Annotated in this window: 10 protein-coding genes and 1 riboswitch; of the genes, 6 read left to right on the top strand and 4 right to left on the bottom strand. The window is 54.3% G+C overall.

Annotated features, from left to right (window positions below):
* Positions 1-198: 198 nt before the first annotated feature.
* Both glgP and KP702_RS11475 read left to right on the top strand, forming a co-directional pair.
* A complete protein-coding gene (gene glgP, locus KP702_RS11470; RefSeq protein ID WP_215768975.1) occupies positions 199-2709 on the top strand; it encodes an alpha-glucan family phosphorylase in 2511 nt (836 codons plus the stop codon).
* Between the two features lie 50 nt (positions 2710-2759).
* On the top strand, positions 2760-4256 hold the full coding sequence (locus KP702_RS11475; RefSeq protein ID WP_252348683.1) for a CHAD domain-containing protein: 1497 nt from the start codon (positions 2760-2762) through the stop codon (positions 4254-4256).
* Positions 4257-4567: 311 nt separating this feature from the next.
* Here KP702_RS11475 and KP702_RS11480 read toward each other — a convergent pair whose 3' ends face one another.
* A complete protein-coding gene (locus tag KP702_RS11480; RefSeq protein WP_215768976.1) occupies positions 4568-6880 on the bottom strand; it encodes a TonB-dependent siderophore receptor in 2313 nt (770 codons plus the stop codon).
* 249 nt (positions 6881-7129) lie between these two features.
* Positions 7130-7978 carry a fumarylacetoacetate hydrolase family protein gene (locus KP702_RS11485; RefSeq protein WP_215768977.1) on the bottom strand — a complete coding sequence of 283 codons (849 nt, stop codon included), beginning with the start codon at positions 7976-7978 and terminating at the stop codon, positions 7130-7132.
* A gap of 187 nt (positions 7979-8165) precedes the next feature.
* A riboswitch (cobalamin riboswitch) is annotated at positions 8166-8368 on the top strand.
* A gap of 90 nt (positions 8369-8458) precedes the next feature.
* Here KP702_RS11485 and KP702_RS11490 point away from each other — a divergent pair.
* From KP702_RS11490 to KP702_RS11505, 4 genes are read left to right on the top strand one after another with little or no spacing between them, the layout of a single operon-like run.
* On the top strand, positions 8459-10684 hold the full coding sequence (locus KP702_RS11490) for a TonB-dependent siderophore receptor (RefSeq protein WP_215768978.1): 2226 nt from the start codon (positions 8459-8461) through the stop codon (positions 10682-10684).
* Positions 10685-10686: 2 nt separating this feature from the next.
* Entirely contained in the window at positions 10687-11445 is a 759-nt protein-coding gene (locus tag KP702_RS11495; RefSeq protein ID WP_202207924.1) for an ABC transporter ATP-binding protein, read from the top strand.
* Positions 11442-12395 (top strand): ABC transporter substrate-binding protein, encoded by a 954-nt coding sequence (locus KP702_RS11500; RefSeq protein ID WP_202207923.1) that lies wholly within the window; start codon positions 11442-11444, stop codon positions 12393-12395. Before KP702_RS11495 ends, KP702_RS11500 begins: the two co-directional genes overlap by 4 nt.
* The gene (locus KP702_RS11505) at positions 12395-13387 is read left to right on the top strand and encodes an iron ABC transporter permease (RefSeq protein ID WP_202207922.1); all 993 of its coding nucleotides are present in this window, start codon (positions 12395-12397) and stop codon (positions 13385-13387) included. The genes KP702_RS11500 and KP702_RS11505 overlap by 1 nt, the downstream gene beginning before the upstream one ends.
* Before the next feature lie 21 nt (positions 13388-13408).
* On the opposite strand, the gene KP702_RS11510 is transcribed toward KP702_RS11505, so the two are convergent.
* Both KP702_RS11510 and KP702_RS11515 read right to left on the bottom strand, forming a co-directional pair.
* Positions 13409-14164, bottom strand: a complete 756-nt coding sequence (locus KP702_RS11510) for an SDR family oxidoreductase (RefSeq protein WP_202207921.1) — start codon at positions 14162-14164, stop codon at positions 13409-13411.
* Between the two features lie 46 nt (positions 14165-14210).
* A complete protein-coding gene (locus tag KP702_RS11515; RefSeq protein WP_046901908.1) occupies positions 14211-15551 on the bottom strand; it encodes a gluconate:H+ symporter in 1341 nt (446 codons plus the stop codon).
* Positions 15552-15755 lie beyond the last annotated feature (204 nt).

Consider the following 15755-nt stretch of genomic DNA (forward strand, 5'->3'; position numbering starts at 1 on the left):
AGCCCACCTTCTTTCGTGCGCTTATCAGAAAATGTGATGTCACGAAGCATGTCTGGAAGCGGGTTCACCTTGTCCTTCCATGGTTCTCATGCGTTAGCGCTCCAGTTACCATCCTTAATGTACGCAATCTGTCCTGCTCACTGAAATGGCCATACCTCCAGAGAGCTGGCTGCGGACAGTCATGGGAGTTCCGGTTCTATGGTCGACACGTCTCCTCGTACGCCGCGCGCAGCAGAAGCAGCTCTGCGAATGCTGGCGCTTGATCTGCATTGGACATGGAATCACGAGGCGGATCTGCTTTGGCAGATGATCAATCCAGACCTCTGGGACAGAACTCATAATCCATGGATCACTCTGACCCGCACACCCCAGGCTCAGCTACGCGATGCTCTGCAGAATACGGACGTTCGGCGTCTTCTAAAAGCCAGTATAGAGCGCCGCAAATATGAGCTCGAACGTCCAACATGGTTTGCGGAAAACCATGGTCAAACGGAGCTGTCTGAGGTCGCCTATTTCAGCATGGAATATATGCTTAGCGAGGCACTCCCGATCTATTCTGGTGGTCTCGGAAATGTAGCCGCTGATCAGCTCAAGGCAGCGAGTGATCTGGGTGTTCCTGTTGTCGCTGTCGGGCTCCTTTATGCGCAGGGCTACTTTCGCCAGGTCATTACTCCAGCAGGCGAGCAGCGCGCGCTCTATCCGTTTAATGATCCTGACCAGCTTCCGATACAGCCAGTCCTGACCCCGGACGGGGACTGGTTCCGACTTTCTGTCCAGACAGCGACTGGTGAAATCTGGCTTCGGGCCTGGAAAGCCGTTGTAGGCCGGGCAACCCTCTATCTTCTGGATACGAACGATCCGTCCAATCCCCCGGCTGTTCGCTGCATTACAACTCAGCTTTATGGTGGAGATGCGGAGCTTCGCTTACGACAGGAGATGGTGCTGGGAATTGGGGGCTGGAGGTTGCTGCATGCTTTAGGGCACCGGCCAGATATCTGCCACCTGAACGAGGGGCATGCTGCATTTGCAGCGCTGGAGCGGGCCCGCTGCCTTTCGGAAGAAGAGGAAATCCCGTTCGCGCAGGCTCGGGCTATTGTCCGCGCTGGAACAATCTTCACAACCCACACTGCTGTGCCCGCCGGGTTTGATCTTTTCCCGCCCAAACTCATTGAGAGCCATCTCACGTTCTATGCCGAAGAGCGTCTCGGGATGCCCATTCAGGATTTTCTTGCGCTAGGGCGGCTTGATCCAGAGAATGGCGATGAATTCTTCAATATGGCTTATCTGGCCGTTCGGTGCAGCGGTGCTGTCAATGGCGTGAGCCAGTTGCATGGAGCTGTTAGCCGGTCCCTGTTCACGCCCTTATTCCCGCGGTGGCCACAAAGCGAAGTCCCAGTCTCTCATGTGACAAACGGCGTTCACACTCCGACCTGGGATTCAGTAGCGGCTGATGAACTTTGGACCCAGGTCGGGGGGAGAAGTCGGTGGGAAGGCAATCTGGAAGGTCTGGGCGATGCTGTGCGTCGCCTTGACGACACGACTCTTTGGCAAAGCCGGTGTGAGTCCCGCGCAGGATTTGTTCAGGCTCTGGGAGAGGAGCTCTCTGCCCGGCAATGTATCGTTGGTGAAGACGGGCTATGGTGTCTGCCCGCGCCAACCCTGAACCCGGAGGCTCTGACAATCGGGTTTGCGCGGAGGTTTGCCACTTACAAGCGCCCGGACCTTCTATTGTACGACGAGGAACGGCTCGTCCGTCTGTTGCGACATGCTGATCGCCCGGTTCAGATCATTCTTTCAGGTAAAGCTCATCCGCGTGATCAGGAGGGGCAAGCTATGATCACGCGCTGGGTCCGCTTCTGCCAACGTCAGGATATCGTAGGGAAAGTCATATTCCTCGCCGATTACGACATGGCTCTGGCGCAGAAAATGGTTCAGGGGGTGGATCTGTGGCTGAACACACCGCGGCGCCCTTGGGAGGCCAGCGGAACCAGCGGCATGAAAGTTTTGGTGAATGGTGGCCTGAACCTGTCGGAACTCGATGGATGGTGGGCTGAGGCCTATGCGCCAGCAGTTGGCTGGGCGCTCGGGGATGGTCTGGAACATGCGGGAGATCCGGCTTATGACCATTCTGACGCGCAGGAACTTTACAGACTATTGGAAGAGCATGTTCTTCCTGAGTTCTATGAACGCGATCCCAGCGGAATACCGCGCGCATGGGTGGCGAAAATGCGCGAAAGCATGGCGCGTCTGACGCCTCAGTTTTCCGCGAACCGAACGGTTCGCGACTATACGGAACAGTTCTATCTAACAGGCGCACAGCGCTACAGACGCCGCTTGACCGAACACGGGGAGGATGCTGGAACAGTTCTGGACCAGCAGAAAGCCCTCTCTGCCGGTTGGAGTAGTCTCAGGATCGGTGAGGTTGTCATTCCCGAGAGTGGGGGAGAACAGAAAGCTCATGCATTCATTCATCCCGGTATGCTCGACCCTGCTTTGTTTAGTGTTCAGTTCTATGCCAATCCGCAGAATGGTCATCCACGCATCAAGTCCCTGACACAGGCAGAACATCATCTTCAAGATGGTTGGATTGCCTATACTCTTGAGACCGAGCTCCCTGCGCCTGCGGCAGAGTGTACGCTACGGATCATTCCAGCAGAAGACATTCTCAGCGTTCCGCTGGAAGCTCCTTTTATCCTCTGGCAACGTTAGGGCATGAGGGCTTACGCTTCATGAGTGGTCATGCTGGAGGGGAAAGAACAATGATCCGAAGCCTTTTGCCGCAACGTATGACATTTCGCTTTCTGCCAGAAGCATGGCCTCTCATTCGACATCACCCGATTATTGCTCCATCGTTGAAAAGTATCAGGCCTCGCCATCGGGTCTGGACGTTTCATGACACGGCATCGTGTCTGCTGTCTCGCCATGATTGGGCGCTGTGCACAGGGCGGGAAGGCCGTTTTTCGGTTCAGGGGCTGGAGCCTGTAGCATGGTCTGGCTTACCGAATATGAAGTCTTCAGAACGATGGGTCTGGTCCAGGAAGGGATTACGTCCCGAGACAACGCTGCTTGAAGCCACTCCGGCTGCGAACCTGGATCTTTCAGGTGCATTGCTCCCAATATACCGATCGGATTTCTGGCAGTTACAGGGGGAGCAGGCGTCTGATGGTCACACCATCAGGATTACTCTATCTCGCGGATCGGTGCAGGCTGGAGAATTGGCGGAAGCTGTTTGTACGTTGGATCTGATGCTGGTCAGAGGGGATGTGAGCAGTCTCTACGGCATGGCGCAGACCCTGAATGATCTGCCCATCTGGCTGACCGGGGAGACCGTTCCTATGAGGGGCGTCCGGCTGGCAACAGGCCTCTATCCCGATGGTGCGATGATTAAAGCCCCTGTCTTTACAGGTGATGTAACTGTTGGGGAGGGCTGGAGCCAGTCTGTCCGAGGGCTTCTGGCGGCTTTTCTGACCCTTCAGCCGTCAGCCGAGCAGGGAAGCGTCGCGGGCGTTCACCAGATGCGAGTGGCTCTTCGGCGGCTACGGACAATCCTGAAAGCCTTTCGCCCTCTGTTTCCAAAAGGCGCGTTTGCGAATGAGGCGATGGTGTTGCAGAAAATTGGACGGTCTCTTGGGAATGTCAGAGATTGGGATGTTTTCCTGACGGAGATTGTACCGAACCACATGACCGAAAAGGCTCGGGCCGAATTTAGCCAATTTGCAGAAGAAAGACGATCAGACGCTTTAGGGCAGATGCGGCAGAATTTGACCGATCCGCGCATAACTTCTGCACTGCTTTCTTTGGGGCAGAGTACGGAAGATCCCGCTGCTGTCTTTGGGCCAAAACTCACCGGAGCACTTTTGGAAGATCATGCGCCTGTTTTGCTGGATAGAATGGCGCGCAAGGTCCAGCATCGGGGGCGTCATATCGGGAAACTATCAGACCTGCAGCTTCATAACGTCCGCAAGGCATTGAAAGGGCTGCGATACAGTATCGAGACTGTTCTTCCCCTTTATAAGGGCCGCCACCTCGAAACCTACATGAGCCATTGCAAGGATTTGCAGGAACTGTTCGGTCGTTTCAATGATGCCGCAACAGCAGAGGCCCTGGTGAACCAGGCGATCCGGGAAAGGCCGGATCTAGCCGAGGCAGGGGACGCGATCATCCAGGCTGCACATCAGGATCGGAAGAAAATCCTCAAGAAACTCCCCAAACGATGGAAGAATTTTTCGAAAGATGCCCCGTTCTGGTGCGAGTGAGGTTATTTCCTTGTGTGTAGCGGAAACCCTTGGTCATGCTCTGGCTTATGATTTTCAGAGGCAGCCGACAAATATGGCTGATTGCTGCCGGGAGTAAAGATCATGGAGAGACGCTGGGTTTTTTTGACAATCATTGTCGTGGTTGCCGGACTTATCATGATATTGTTGTGGTCTAGGCAGACCGATCCTGGAACGACCGGACCGGATACACATACCGAAAAAACGGCCCCACAAGCTCTGAACGCGGTAGATCCTTACCTATGGAGCCCCGCCCATTTGCAGAGAGCTTATGAAGCCGCCTGAAATATCCCTCAGAAATTCGACCTGAGTGTGAACATGAAGTTCCGCGGCTCTCCATAATAGTTGTAGTAGTAGAGATTGCCCAAGCGCTGATAATAGCGCTTGTTGGCAATATTATTGAGCGTCGCGGAGAGGGAAAGATACTTGTTCCACTGGTATCCCGCCTGAATGGATCCGATGATATATCCACCCTGCGTTACGGTGCGGTTTGTCCCGAAGGTACTGGTCTGCGCATTGAGCCCGCCGCCAATGCTCCAGACGTTTTTCTGCGCACCGCGATAGGGTTCGAAACGGTAATGTGTCCAGAGTTTCCATAGATGTTTGGGCGAGTTGCCAGCATAGGTCAGGCCAGACTGTGTCGCGCTACCGTTATTGACGATCCTGTTATCGTTGTACGTATAGCTGGCATTGATGTCCCAGCCTTCCAGAGGACGCCCGATCAATTCTGCTTCCGCGCCCTGACTGCGCGTCTTACCTGTGGCGACATAGCAGTCATCTATGCCACCGGGGCCACAGATAGCGCCGATTGTGCCGTTATATATAGCCTCATTTTTCTGGATGATCTTGTAGCCAGACAGGGTCATACCGAGGTGTCCGCGGAAGAACTCTCCCTTGATGCCTCCTTCAAGCTGATTGCCGCGGACAGGCGCAAGACGTCCCGTTGTGTCAAAGACGGACTGGGGCGAGAAGGTGGAGACGTAACTGGCATACATTGAGATGTTCGGTCGCAAGTGCCAAACCCCGCCAATATAGGGCGTCAGAATGCCTTGCTGGTCGATATCTGTGTTGGTTCTGCCCACATAGGGCGAGATTCGACGTGTCTTGCTGACGTACCCGCTAACGCGTCCACCGATCAGGATAGCAAAGCTTGAGATCGGTTTGATCTGCGCCTGACCATAAACGCCCCATTGTGTGGACGGCTCCCAATAGCGATTGGTGATTGTAGGGAGGGCAAGGGACGGGATGGCATTGTTAGCACTGATCGGGATTCCAGCCAGGGCCGTATAGGTGCGAGAGTTTGCACTGGCGCCCCCGCCTTCATAGAGGTAACGGTCATAGTTCGCTCCCATCATCAGGACGTGTTTCTGTCCAAAAAGATGAAGAGGCCCAGTGACGTAGGCGTCCAGACCGTCATTGGTCTCATCGTAGCGTGTGTTGGCCTCGACGAAATTCCCACTCTTTGCGCCGGCATTATAAGCGTTGAGATAAGCGTATTGCAGCGTCGTGGCTGAGATCCGATGACGGTAGTTGAAGCGCCCGCGCCAACCATGAGAAAAAAGATGTTCGAGTTGTGCCTCGATTTCTGTCATGGGCACTTCGGATTTACCCCAGTTCGCGCCTATGAAGGTGCTGGTGGGTAAATCAAGATCTGCACCATTGCTGGCTCTTGGAAGGCCCATGTAGCGGGTTGTATCGTTGCTTTGAGACGTCACGGAGACTGTCAGGGTGTCGTGACGCGTCAGGTGCACATCCGTAACCCCATAGATCGTCCATCGCCGATCATAGGCGTTGCTATAAAACTGATTACGGTCTGTTCCTGCGACGACCAGTCGTGCCGAGACGATTTTCGAATTCGCGATGGGGCCGCCAATATCAAAGGTGGCGTGATAGTTGTTCCACGAGCCGGCAGAGAATGAAGCATTCCCCTGAAACTGCTCTGTCGGGCGCTTATGAACGAAATTGACACTCCCGCCTGGTGTGCTGGAACCTTGCAGCATTCCATCCGGTCCCCGAAGGACTTCAATCCGATCATAGATGGACAAATCGTATTGCTGACTGAACGTAAGACCACTCATGGAAGGAACGCCGTCATACTGAGCCTGAAGCGAAAAGCCACGGGCTGTGTAGCCACCTGTTCCATCACCGTACATGTTAACGTTGACACCAGCGACCTGTTTGAGAGCTGCATCAATCGTATTGAGATTCTGGTCCTTCATCTGTTGACTGCTGAGAACAGAGATGGATTGCGGAATATCCATCGGTTTGAGAAGCATCTTGGTCGTGGAGACCGCGGAAACCGTATAGGTTCCGGTGCCGTCTGTGGACGCATTGCGTCGATGTCCCTGTACAAGAAGCTGTTCAATGCTACCAGGCGTATTATCTTCCTGCGCAACGTGTTTGCGCTGCACATTGTGAGACTGTGTCGAAGCGGAACGTTCCTTTGCGTTACTCGTCGCTAAAGATGATTTCTTGCGTGTATCTGGCGAACCCTCATCAACTGCAGCAGCGAAGGCACCATTGCATGTGCCAGAGAGGAGGAGCGCCGTAAAAAGCATTGGACCAAAATTTGTACGTTGAGGAACGTTCGACGCTGGAAGTCTCATGGAACGGGCTAACTGCCTCCGCTGGAATGAATTTTCACGGGAATTTCAACCGAGTTCCCGTCTTTCTTAAAGTTACAAATGATATTCATTCTCAAAAACTTCAATCTTTAATTCACTCAAATTCGCAGTTGTTACATTCAGCACAGCTTTCCTGCCACCTTGAGCGGGCAAGTATTTTCTACAAAAAAAAGAATTACGAAAGCGGATGTTTTTTCAAGAATCGTGCTGTGTGAAAGTCTTTCTATCCGTTCAGGCGTGAGTTGACCTCACGGTCTGCCTTTGAATGCCAAGCCCTTCGATTTCCAGCTCTACGACATCCCCTGGTTCGAGATAGACTGGGTGAGGCTTGATGCCCATTCCGACGCCGGCAGGTGTGCCTGTAGCAATGATATCGCCCGGCATCAGGGTCATGTAGTGGCTGACATGTGAAATGATGCTGCGGACGTCAAAGATCATGTTGGAGGTATGCCCCGTCTGCCGACGGTGTCCGTTGACATCTAACCGCATGGAAAGCGATTGCGGATCGGCGATTTCATCGGTCGTCACAAGCCATGGTCCCAAAGGCCCGAATGTGTCGCAGCCTTTGCCTTTGTCCCACTGGCTTGTCTGCATCTGAAATGAGCGTTCAGAGACATCATTGGCGACACAATATCCCGCCACATGCTCCAAAGCCTTCTCCGGGGAGACGTAGGACGCTTTTGTGCCGATAATGACTGCGAGTTCGACTTCCCAGTCCACTTTGGTGGCTTGTTGGGGAATCAGAATACCATCGCTCGGACCCGTCAGGGCAGAGATGGCTTTCATGAAGACGATTGGCTCTGAGGGGAGGGGAAGGCCTGCTTCCTCGGCATGATCCAGATAGTTCAGACCAATGCAGATGTACTTTCCGGCACCGGAGAACGGAATACCGTAGCGTGGTGCTTCTGAAATGACAGGGAGAGTATCCGGATTAATCGCCCGCAAGGCGTCCAACTGCTCTGGAGACAGATGGGCAGCTGTAATATCAGGCAAAACCCCTTCGAGGCTTCTCAGGATGCCAGTGTCATCAATGAGTCCGGGTGTTTCCTGATTCAAGGGACCAAAACGACAGAGCTTCATCCTGCAACACTTTCTGTCCAGAGTGGGGAAGCATGAGATTAGGCATGTTTAGGCGCTACTTCCAAGGGATTGAGGGGCCTGTTCATGGCCGCTGCCCCAAACGCGAAGGCGCCCCATTGTTCAAATTGATAACTTCAGTTATTGATATGTTATAACATACGTGTTTGACTATATGGGAGTTTCGGTTATGCCCCTGCTCAATGATGGTTCCCCGGAAGGGGATGAAAAGGGAACGCAGTGAAATGCTGCGGCTGCCCCCGCAACTGTGAGCGGTGAGGCTGATCACGATGGGTTCCGGGAACCCGGCCACTGGGGCGTCAGCCTTGGGAAGGCTCGCGATCTGCCGATGATCTGCAAGCCAGGAGACCTGCCATCGAAAATGGTCATGGACGAAGCGAAAGGGCGGGGTGCACCGGACGCAGCAGGATGTTTATCCTGCTCATCGTAGTGACGCATTGTTGAGTGAAGTTTGCGTTATCCATGAGGAAAATTAGTTTTGTCGGTGTGTTGCCCGTCGCGGCATTGACCGTCTTTCAGCCCGCATTTGCTCAGACAGAAGATGTCAGGAAGGCAGCAACCAAGGCGAAAGAGGAGCACATTACGGCGCATGGCCGGGCGCAGCCATTGAAGGACAGTGCTGTTATCGGGGGCAGGCTCGGGCTGACGGTTCAGCATAACCCTGCAACCATCAATGTCATTCAGCGCAGCGTGATGGAGCAGCGCGGCTATGCGCATGCTGAAGACGCCGCAGACAGCGCACCGGGCGTTTCTTCCGGTGGATCTCCTGGAAGTCCGGCGCAGATGATGATGCGCGGCTTCAGCGGAAATCAGGTTCTGATCCTTCGGGACGGAATTTATTACGGCCCGACCACGATGGTGAACCGTCCGCTCAACAGCTTTAATCTTGAGAGCGTTCAGGTTCTCAAGGGGCCGTCGTCCGTTCTTTACGGGCAGGGCGCTGTCGGCGGCACCGTGGACATGCGCACGCGTGATCCTGCATTTGATGGGCCGCATGCCAATGCGCTGATATCTTATGGCAGTTTCAATACATGGAATGCTGGCCTGGGCGGTTCGGTTCCCATTACTGACACGTTGGCCATTCGAAGTGATTTTAGTCGTACCTCGTCTGATGGATACGTTGCTGGCGCAGACCCACACAGCAACGATTTCACGACAACGTTGCTCTGGCACCCTTCGAAGAAATTTACAGCCCGCTTTGGCGTCGACTATCTGACAGATCGCTTGTCGACGTATTATGGAACCCCTTTGGTCCCGCTGGCTCAGGTCCATGATGGCGTGGGCGGCCTGCTGTCGTCTTCCAAGGGGTTAGGCGTAAGCCGGTCATCGCTCTGGCGGTATTACAATGCCAAGGATGCAAAAGCCGGCTCGGTCAATGTGACCCCGACGCTCCATCTGACGTGGCAGTCAACGGAGAACATGACGTTCCACAATAAAACCTATGTCCTTTACGCCAAGCGGAACTGGAATAACGCTGAATCCTACAGTTATATCGGTTCATCTGGGCAGACAGACGCAGCCGGAAGTGCCATTGCACCCGGTCGGGTCGGCCGGGATCGGTTCTATGTTTATATGAACCAGCATCAGGTTGGTGACACGCTGGATGGCCAGTTTGATTTTCATGTTTTCGGAATGAAGAACCGTCTGGTCGTCGGTGGAGACGCGTATTATGTGCGGCTCATCCGGAACCGTGGTTTTCCGGACGCGACATATGCAGACAGTGTTTCTCTGAGTAGCCCCGAAAGCACGGCCGTGGGGAGCTTTGCAGGGGAGTATCCATATACGAAATCTCCTACAACCATGGTGGACGCAGGCATCTTCATGGAAGATGTCCTGACCGTGCGGGACGATCTGCGTGTGGTGGGTGGATTTCGCTACGACTGGCTAAAACTGGATCGTCAGAATTATAGCCAGTCTGGTGCGTTCAACCCTGCGACCAGCTTCAAAGGGAACTACAATCCTGCCAACTTCAGGATTGGCCCTGTTTATGATCTGACAGACAACATCAGCCTTTACGGCGTGTATACGACGGCTGAAGATCCGCCGGGCTCTAATATCTTCCTGGTTAACAAAGGTCAGTTTTCGCGCCTGAGTCATTCCAGACAGGGGGAAATTGGCGCGAAGGGCTCTTTCTGGAAAGGCCGTCTGTCCTCTACATTGTCTCTGTATGATATCCGCCGTACCCGAGTTCTCGTTGCCACCGGTGTGGACAGCGTGGCAACGGCGGGCGTTCAGAAGTCACGGGGTGTGGAATGGCAAGGGGACCTCACGCTGGGCAAACACTGGAGCCTGTCCGGAAATGTAGCCTATACGTGGTCTCGTTATGGATCATTCCATCCTTCAGCGTCAGTGAATGCCTCCGGGAACGAGGTCCCGAACGTTCCGGCTGTAACGGCCAACCTGTGGGGTGTCTGGTCCCGGGTTGCAGATCTGCCGGTCGATCTGGGGGCTGGCATGCGTTACGTATCTGCCCGCAAGGGCGATTACGCCAATACCCTGAGTCTGAAAGATTATGCGCTCGTCAATCTTTTCGCGGCATGGCACGCCTATCGTGGCGTGACGGTTTATGGCCGGGTAGACAATGTGGGAAACAAGCACTTCATTCAGTGGGCGGATACCAGTTATCCGAGTGAAGTGATGCTGGGGGCGCCGCGGTCTTTCTCGATCAGTGTTCAGGCTGGTTTCTGATCGTGTCTGAGGTTGTGCTTCAGACGCATGCTGCCGGGTATGACCGCATACTCTCTTTGACGGATCTCTCCGTCAGGGAGGGTGAGCATGTTGCACTCATTGGCCCCAATGGTGCTGGGAAAAGCACGCTTCTGAGGCTGCTCGCTGGATTAATTTCGCCCACGGAAGGGGGGATATTTCTGGAAGGAACGCAGCTCTGCGCCCTTTCCAGACCTGCGGTAGCGCGCAAGGTTGCGTGGCTTTCCCAGACCGATGATGTAACTCCTGACTTCATAGTTGAGGATTACATCGCACTTGGTCGTCTCCCGTTTCGGGGCACTCCTCAGGCGCAGCAGGATACTGCGGCTCTGCAAACGGCGATCCAGTATTTCCGTGTCGAACCTTTTTTAAAACGGTCGATTGGCAGTCTTTCTGGTGGTGAGCGTCAGCGTGTGATGCTGGCGCGATGTCTGGCCCAGACCCCCAAAATACTGTTGCTGGATGAACCCACCAATCACCTGGACCTTGCGGCCAGAGCAGAGCTTTTAAATCTGCTTCGTGACCTCCCTCTGACAATCGTGGCCGTCCTGCATGACCTGTCTTTCGTGCCTGATTTTGCGCCGCGAACTCTCTTGATGAGGGACGGAAAAATCATTCTGGATGGGGCGTCTTCTGAGGTTTTGCTCTCTTCAGAACTAGGGCATGCGTTCGGCTTGAATGTTCATTCCGTTCAACTGGATGATGGCAGCACGACGTTCGTTTTTAGGCCGCGAGGCGCATGAAAGCGCCTGCCTTTATACTGTTTCTGGGGTTTTGTGGCTTTGCCGTGCAAACGGCCTTCGCCTACCCGGTTACCGTGCAGAGCTGCGGGAAGCCCGTAACGATCACGCATCAGCCAGAGCATGCTGTCATCCACGACGTTAATATGGCAGAAATGGCTTTTGCTTTGCATTTGCAGCCCTATATTCGTGGTTTGACGGGGATATCAGGCTGGGACAAATACACACCGGGATTTAAAGCTCAGCAGGGCGATATCCCGGAAATCGCGACCCATTATCCCAGTCTTGAACAATTGCTTGATGCTGGAACAGATTTTTTCTTTGCCGGCTGGAATTATGGGATGCATGTCGGTGGGGATGTGACACCTGAGACCTTGGCAATTCAGGGTATTCCGACGCTTGTTCTGTCTGAAAGCTGCTTCAGGGCAGGGCAGTCTACGGCTCTTCCAACGTTAGACCTTCTGTATAGCGACGAAGAAAAACTTGGACAGGTTTTTGGCCGGGAGCAGCAGGCTCGGCAACTTGTTGAAGGTTGGCAGAGGCGCGTTCAGCACATTCAGGATCGTCTTAAGGGCCATCACTCGTTACGTGTTTTTCTCTATGACAGTGGCCGCGATCGGCCATTTACAGCTGGTCAATATGCCCTCGCGACAGAGCTGATCCGGCTGGGCGGGGGCGAAAATATTTTTCGTGATTTACCGACAAACTGGGGCGCTGCCTCATGGGAAAACGCAGGTTTGCGTAATCCTGAAGCTATTTTGGTGATGGATTATGGGGCCGGTGTTTCAGACAGTCTGAAATTTCTGCGAAGCCAGCCATTGCTGATAGAGAGTACGGCCCTGAAGACAAACCGTGTTCTGGTTGTGCGTTATGATGAAATGACGCCGTCTCCCGCCAATATCGATGTGATCGAAAAGATTGCCACCTTTCTCCATCCGGACGCAGCACCTTGATGAAGCGTGTTCTTAGCATCAGCGCTTTGCCGGCTCTGAGTGTGCTGGCATTTTTGGAAGTTGCGCTCGGAAGTGCTTCTCTTCCCTGGCATTCGTTGCAAGCGGGTCTTTTGGGCGGTCCAGCCAGCCATGATATTGCCGCCCGGATCATCTGGTCCCTGCGAATGCCAAGGCTGGTTCTGGCCTTCTTGACCGGAGCAATTCTTGCCGGTGCAGGAGCGCTTCTTCAGGCCGTAACCCGTAATCCCTTGGCAGATCCGTTTCTCTTCGGGCTATCCTCGGGTGCAGCGACAGGCGCTGTTGCTGTCATCGTATTGTTGGGGGATGTTTTCGGCGTCTGGACGATCGCTTTTGGTGCAGTCGGTGGGGCATTTCTGGCAACTTCTGCGCTTCTACTGCTGGTATCTTTTAGATTACGGTCTGGCGTACGGGTCTCAACGGAACGGATGCTACTGTCCGGCCTGGCGATTTCCTTTGTCTTCTCTACTCTGACAAACCTGCTGATTTTCTGGGGTGACCGTAATACGGCGCAATCCGTCCTGTTCTGGACGATGGGCAGTTTTTCCGCCGCTCGCTGGTCGGCCCTGCCACTTGTCGTGTTGGGGCTTTTGCCCGTGATCTTCGGTAAATGGGCTTTTGGCGCTGATCTGGATGCCTTGATGGCCGGGGAGGAAACCGCAGCGTCCCTCGGGGTGCAAACCAGAAGGCTACGGCTTGGTGTTCTTGCCCTTTGCGCGTTTAGCTGTGCAACGACAGTAGCATTATGTGGGCCGATTGGCTTCGTCGGATTGATTGTGCCTCATCTCATAAGGCCCATCTGGGGACGGTCTGTTCGAAATATTCTTGTCCCCGCTATGGTCGCGGGGGGGATGCTGACAATCCTTTCAGATCTTCTCAGCCGCTGTCTTTTGCCGTCTCAGGAGCTGCCAGTTGGAATAGTCATTTCTGCGATAGGTGCCTGTTTCCTGATGGGTCTTCTAACAAGGCGCTGATGTGTCTTTGGCGCGTTTGCTTCAGAGAGACACCGTGATACCGCCGTCCACATACAAAACATGGCCATTCACAAACGAAGATGCGCCGGAAGCAAGGAAAATACAGGCCCCCGTCAGCTCATCAAGCTGTCCCCACCGACCCGCAGGTGTGCGTTTTTCCAGCCATGTTGAAAATTCTGCATCATTTACGAGCGCAGCGTTGAGAGGCGTGTCGAAGTAACCCGGCGCAATGGCATTGCACTGAAGGCCGTGTCTTGCCCACTCGGTTGCCATCCCCTTGGTCAGATTCCCTACGGCACCCTTGGTGGCCGTATAGGGGGAGATATTCGGGCGGGCGAGGGCCGTCTGGACGCTAGCGATATTGACGATCTTACCTCGTCCACGGCTTAGCATATGTCTCGCAACAGCCTGTCCAACATTGAAAATGGAGGTCAGGTTTGTTTGAAGAACCTTCTGAAACATTTCTGGTGGGAAGTCTTCCAAGGGCGCGCGGTGCTGCATTCCTGCATTGTTGACCAGAATATCAATGGGCCCGGTATCTTCTTCGAAGCGATCGACTGCCGTTCGAACAGCTACATGGTCGGTCACGTCAAAAACAAGTGTCTCGACACCTCCCAGTTCCTCGGCTGCGGCCGAGAGTTTGGAAGCATTCCGCCCATTCAGAACAACTTCAGCGCCCGCCGCTTGCAGGCCTTTAGCCAAACTGAAGCCGATACCTTGAGACGATCCCGTAATCAGAGCGCGACGTCCCGTCAGGTCAAAAAGAGATATACTCATGGAAAATCCTTCTTCCTTTACTGTGTCAGCGCTCTGCAAACGCGGATCAGATGAACATTGAAATACCAACGCAGAAGACCAGTCCCAGAACAGCAATGATCGTTTCCAGAACTGACCAGGTCTTGATTGTCTGCGGCACTGTCAGGCCAAGATATTCTTTCATCTGCCAGAAGCCGGCATCGTTCATGGGGCCGAAAGCCACGGACCCTGCGCCGGTGGCAATCACCATAAGTTCTGGCGATACGCCCTGCGAGTGCGCGAGGATTGGCCCCGCAATGCCGGAGGCCGTGCTCATGGCAACAGTAGAAGATCCGCAAGCGACGCGGACGATCGCGGCCAGAAGCCATGCGAGCACGAGAAGTGGAACGTGCGCGCTGACGGCCGCGTCCGTGATGGCTTTCGAGACGCCGCTATCAATGAGTTCACGACCAAAGCCCCCGCCCGCGCCAACCAGAAGCATGATCAGAGCCGTTGGGCCAAGACACTCATTGGTGAAGCGAAGAATGGTTTCCCGCGAAAATCCACGGGCCAGCCCCAGCACGTAAAACGACATGACGGTCGCCAGAAGCAGCGCAATGTCCGTATTGCCGATGAAGTGCAGGAACATGTTTGGTGCGCTTCTCGGAGTCGTAAACATGTCCGCGGAAGAGCCGATCAGCATCAGGATGACGGGGCATGTGATGGTTAGGACGGTAACCGTAAAACCTGGGAGGTTTGTCGGGATCTCACGCCGTACAAACTGTTCTGCCAACGCATTCTTTTCTGTGATGAGAACACGAGGGCTGATGAAGCGCGCAAATAGCGGGCCTGAGATGGCCGCAATCGGTGTTCCCAGCAGAACGCCCCAGAAAATCGTTGTGCCCGTGTTGGCGTGATAGGCCGAGAGGGCGAGCAGCGTTGCCGGGTGAGGCGGGATCATGGCGTGCGTAACGGAAAGCGCCGCCCCCATGGGAAGGGCCACTCGCAGCAGCGATGTTTCCGTTCGGGCTGCAAGAACGAAAGCGAGCGGGAAGAGCAGGACAACGCCAACTTCGAAGAAGACTGGCAGTCCCACAAGCAGGCCAATCACCATCATCGCCCAGTCAATCCGTTGACGACCCGCGCGCTCTGAAATTGTCAGGGCAATCCGGTCAGCACCGCCGGACTCAGCCAGCATTTTTCCCAGCATGGTCCCGAGAGCAATGATCGTGCCAACGTGCCCGAGGACGTGTCCGGCCCCGGCTTCGAATGATGCGACAACCTTGTCCGCAGGCATACCCGCGCAAAGAGCCAGCAGAATAGAGACGCTGAAGAGAACGATGAAAGGATTCAGACGAAAACGCGCAATGAGTACGACGACTGCAATGATTGCGGCTGTTGCCAGCAGAATGGCAAAGGTTGTTGTCATATGGAACGCAGCCCTGTCAGAACGAGGAAACAGTTCAGAAGCGGAAACCAGAAAAAACCGTTACGTGAAAGGCTCCTGCAGAGAACTGAAACTTTCTCAGACCCATACGCCGATTGCCTCAAAGAACGGATGTAAAGTCTGCGTCATGATCTCGGCAGAAGGCTTTCACCATCGCTCAAATGCGTGCGTTGAAGAATATGGAAG

The organism is Gluconobacter sp. P5B12 (assembly GCF_018812035.1).
Taxonomy (GTDB): Bacteria; Pseudomonadota; Alphaproteobacteria; order Acetobacterales; family Acetobacteraceae; genus Gluconobacter.

Coding starts and splice junctions, on each gene's coding strand:
- KP702_RS11490 (WP_215768978.1), top strand. CDS start 8,459: ATGAGGAAAATTAGTTTTGTCGGTGTGTTGCCCGTCGCGGCATTGACC.
- KP702_RS11505 (WP_202207922.1), top strand. CDS start 12,395: ATGAAGCGTGTTCTTAGCATCAGCGCTTTGCCGGCTCTGAGTGTGCTG.
- glgP (WP_215768975.1), top strand. CDS start 199: ATGGTCGACACGTCTCCTCGTACGCCGCGCGCAGCAGAAGCAGCTCTG.
- KP702_RS11515 (WP_046901908.1), bottom strand. CDS start 15,551: ATGACAACAACCTTTGCCATTCTGCTGGCAACAGCCGCAATCATTGCA.
- KP702_RS11485 (WP_215768977.1), bottom strand. CDS start 7,978: ATGAAGCTCTGTCGTTTTGGTCCCTTGAATCAGGAAACACCCGGACTC.
- KP702_RS11475 (WP_252348683.1), top strand. CDS start 2,760: ATGATCCGAAGCCTTTTGCCGCAACGTATGACATTTCGCTTTCTGCCA.
- KP702_RS11500 (WP_202207923.1), top strand. CDS start 11,442: ATGAAAGCGCCTGCCTTTATACTGTTTCTGGGGTTTTGTGGCTTTGCC.
- KP702_RS11510 (WP_202207921.1), bottom strand. CDS start 14,164: ATGAGTATATCTCTTTTTGACCTGACGGGACGTCGCGCTCTGATTACG.
- KP702_RS11480 (WP_215768976.1), bottom strand. CDS start 6,880: ATGAGACTTCCAGCGTCGAACGTTCCTCAACGTACAAATTTTGGTCCA.